This is a genomic window from Sulfurovum sp. (genome assembly GCF_041551015.1).
In the GTDB taxonomy this organism is placed as follows: Bacteria; Campylobacterota; Campylobacteria; order Campylobacterales; family Sulfurovaceae; genus Sulfurovum.
Genome location: NZ_JBFENQ010000157.1, coordinates 1 through 3,828, shown reverse-complemented (window position 1 = coordinate 3,828; position 3,828 = coordinate 1). Strand labels below are relative to the sequence as shown.

Below are 3,828 nucleotides of genomic sequence, written 5' to 3'. Positions count from 1 at the left end.
GTATAAACAAGCTTTATTAGAATTTTATACCATAGATACACCAAATATAAGCAAACAAATTCTTACTGCCCATACATTTGAAGACAGCCAGCAGGTAGCCACAACGCTTTCCACACGTTTTGAGAAAAAGATAGAGATACTCACTCCCAGGCGAGGCCCCAAAGCCAAACTCATCTCTTTGGCTTTGCAAAACTGTGAAGAGTTATTACGTAAAACACAGAGTGATACTATCATGGAACAAAAAATAGCTGATCTCTTTGACCTTACTGTCATCCCTTACCGCGTAGAAACTTTTGATAACTCACATCTTATGGGAGTGGCTACAGTAGGAGGTATGGTTGTTTGGAACGAAGACAAATGGGATAAAAATGCGTACCGAAGATACACCCTGCACGCACGTGATGAATATGGGCAAATGAAAGAAATGCTCTCTAGGCGTATAGAAAATTTTAAAGAACAACCTGCTCCCGACCTATGGATACTTGATGGAGGACAAGCCAATCTCAATCTTGCAAAAACCCTTCTAAAAGAAGCCCATGTAAATCTTGATGTGATTGCCATTGCCAAAGAAAAACTCGATGCCAAAGCACATCGTGCAAAAGGTGCAGCCAAAGATATGATCTATACATCTCAGGGCCTCATTGAGCTTAAACCAAATGATAAACGTCTTCACTGGATACAGAGACAAAGAGATGAAGCACATCGTTATGCGATTACCTACCATCAGAACAAAAAACGTAAAGAAGATACACAAGTTTCACTTCTGAATAAAAAAGGCATAGGCAAAGCAACTGTAAAAAAGTTACTCGATTATTTTGGAACATTTGAAGCTATTGAGAATGCATCTTATAAAGAACTTGAAAAAGTTACAAATAAAAAAATTTCAAACATTATTAAAAATTATAATCCATAATCGTACATAATTTAATATTTTTTACTAAAAGCTGTCTAATTCATTCTATTTTTAGTTTAATTGTTATAGAGTTTTAGGAGTGGGATTGTGTATATAATATTTCTTGACTTGAATGTTGTAGTCTATATTATACAATACATAACTCTAAGTTAAAAAGCTAAACTCATTGTGAAGTGAGGACAGAAAGCCGTGGGTCTCATGAAGACAGCCAGGTTACAAACAGTAAACTTTATGACTTTAAGTTTGCTGGGACTACACTTCTTAATTTGACACATTTGACACACTATAAAAAAGGGGAAAAGAATACTATGAATAGACCTGATCCAATTGATGAAGAGTATACCTTTGAAAAAGGCCTGATCGTTAGTTCTACAGATTTAAAAGGTATCATTACCTATGCGAACAGAAAATTCTGTGAGATATCAGGATATACTAAAGATGAATTAGTAGGAAAGAATCACAATATCGTAAGACATCCAGATATGCCAAAAGCAGCATTTCAAGAAGTTTGGGACACGATACAAGGTGGAAAAGAATGGACAGGTATCGTAAAGAACCTAAGAAAAGATGGTAGATATTATTGGGTTTATTCACATATTTCACCTATAGTGGTCGATGGAGAAGTCACTGGTTATACTGCAGCGAGAAGACCTGCATCTGAAACAGAAGTATCAGAAACCATTCCTATTTACAGGGATTTGTTAGAAAAAGAAAGTAACTAAAGAGGAGTTGTCAATAAAATGTACTATATACTAAATGAAACAAATCAAATTATTGCTGCCGATGATAATTTATTAGCATTGTGTGGACTGTCTCACATAGATGAATTATCTTTAAAAATTGCATTAGGTGATACAAAATTTGATCTATCTGAAGAAAATATCATTATTAATAATGATAAAACGTTTCCTATCTCAAAAACATCTCTTTCAAGTATGCTTGGTCATATCACATTGGTTGAGATACAAGCAGAGGAAGAAAAAGCAGAGGAAGATGATTTATCTATATTAACACTTGATGATACTGTAGAGGGTATTGCTCCCCTAGATATAGAGGATATAAGTGAAGAAACAGAAGTTACTATAGATGACAACGATCTGTTTGATCTTGTAATGGAAGATGAAACAGAAAATAGCATTGACTCGGTGGAAGATTCACTCGATATCATTACTGAAGATACAGATATCCTTGATTTGGGATTATCTGATAAAGAAGATGAGGTAATTATTGATAAAGCTGTGTCAGATGATACTGCTGAAATTCTTGTAGATATAGATAAAGTTTGTCAACAGATCGGTGTTTCTCATGAAGACTACGATACATTCCTCAATGAATATATTGATACTGCACTTGGACTAGAACAAGATCTACAGAGTACAGATACAGCAAAACGTTCAAATGCCGTTGCAACACTTACACATCTTGGTGAAGTATTACAACTACCAGTTATTGGAGACATCATAGCAAAAGTTGATACTGTATCTGCAAATGAACAAAAAGAAACTATAGAATCTTTTTACGCGGCACTCTCAAGAATTACTACATCTCCAACTTCTCAAGCAGAACCTGAAATGGAACTCTTTGATACACAAGAAGAGGCTAAAATTGATCTTTTTGATGTAGAAGACAAAAAAATTGAACCAGAAGTTACAGTCAATGAAAAGAGCTTTGGTACTATTTCTCTTGAAGGTATCAAACCTATTCACTTTGACTTTCAACTTGAAGAAGCTGCAAATGATTTATCTTTACCTGTAGAACTTATTGAAGAATTTGTACATGATTTCATAGAGCAAGGACATATTGAGACTGAGAAGATGTTAAAAGCCTATGAAGAAGGTGATTTGGATGCGATTCAAAAGATAGGGCACCTACTTAAAGGGGCATCTAGCAATCTCCGTATCAATGCTTTGTCTGATACACTTTATAAAATACAATTTTGTGAAGACAGTAACGAATTAGAGCATTTGATCAAAGACTATTGGGGACACTTTTTGTCTTTCGAAATTCAAATAAATGCGCTAGCAAAATAAAAGGAAATATACTATGACTATACGTAATAGACTTAAACTGATTGGTCTTGTACCAATTACCCTACTCATTCTACTATCAAGTTATTTCTTTGTAACTTCATATGTGAACTATGAAAAAGCAAATGCTCTTAAAACTACATTGATCAACAATGGTGCTTTGGACAAAGCACTTATCAATATAGGTAAAGAAAATGGATTAACGGCTTTATACCTGGGAACTGATAAAAAAGAGTATGCTGAGGCACTTATCAAACAACGAGAGGCATTAGATGAATCTTTTGAGAACCTCAAATATGAAGTAATCACAGAAAACAAAGTTTATCTTCCTTTTCTGGTTGAACTTATAGAGGGGAAATCTGTAGAACCATTCGACCCATATAAAAGACTTATTGCAAACATAGGTAGACTACCAGAAGCTAGAGAAAAGATAGACACTGAAGATGTAGATTTTAAAGATACATTCTTTAAAACATATAGAGATGGTTTATCTATACCTACACTGGACAAAATTTTAACGCTTAAAACTTATGCACTTGATACAGAGATTTCATCACTTATAGGCACACTCATACAGCTTTATACAGCAAAAGAGAACAGTGGTCTTGAAAGAGGATTTATTTCATACTATATGGCTAAGAGATCTTCTTTGGCATTTGAAGAAATTGCCTTATGGGATGAATTTAAAACAAAAGCAAATATATTTGATATCAAGCAAGTAACAAATCCTGTCTTACGTCAACAACTTGAGATAGTACTCTATAATGATAATGCACAGGAAATTATGACTAACCTTGGTATGACATCGTCTGCGATTCAAACAGATATCGATAATGGTGACTATGCAGAAGAGGTTATAGACTGGTTTGCACTACAGACACAAAAGAT

4 protein-coding genes and 1 riboswitch are annotated in these 3,828 nt (G+C 34.3%); all 4 genes read left to right on the top strand.

Features of this window, described 5'->3' with window-relative positions; all coding sequences use genetic code 11:
• A partial coding sequence (locus ABZC96_RS08950) for a helix-hairpin-helix domain-containing protein (RefSeq protein ID WP_373030569.1) occupies nucleotides 1-913 on the top strand: 913 nt, incomplete at its 5' end.
• A gap of 146 nt (nucleotides 914-1,059) precedes the next feature.
• Nucleotides 1,060-1,134: riboswitch (cyclic di-GMP riboswitch) on the top strand.
• Nucleotides 1,135-1,221: 87 nt separating this feature from the next.
• Complete coding sequence (locus ABZC96_RS08945) at nucleotides 1,222-1,635, top strand: PAS domain-containing protein (protein ID WP_373030568.1); 414 nt, start codon at nucleotides 1,222-1,224, stop codon at nucleotides 1,633-1,635.
• Nucleotides 1,636-1,653: 18 nt separating this feature from the next.
• Nucleotides 1,654-2,943, top strand: coding sequence for a hypothetical protein (locus ABZC96_RS08940; protein WP_373030566.1), 1,290 nt, complete (start codon nucleotides 1,654-1,656; stop codon nucleotides 2,941-2,943).
• Between the two features lie 13 nt (nucleotides 2,944-2,956).
• Nucleotides 2,957-3,828, top strand: an 872-nt coding sequence (locus tag ABZC96_RS08935; RefSeq protein WP_373030564.1) for a nitrate- and nitrite sensing domain-containing protein, incomplete at its 3' end; no start/stop codon positions are given.

What these genes read in the sequence shown, in the direction of transcription:
- ABZC96_RS08940 (WP_373030566.1), top strand. Translation starts at nt 1,654, where the DNA reads ATGTACTATATACTAAATGAAACAAATCAAATTATTGCTGCCGATGAT.
- ABZC96_RS08945 (WP_373030568.1), top strand. Translation starts at nt 1,222, where the DNA reads ATGAATAGACCTGATCCAATTGATGAAGAGTATACCTTTGAAAAAGGC.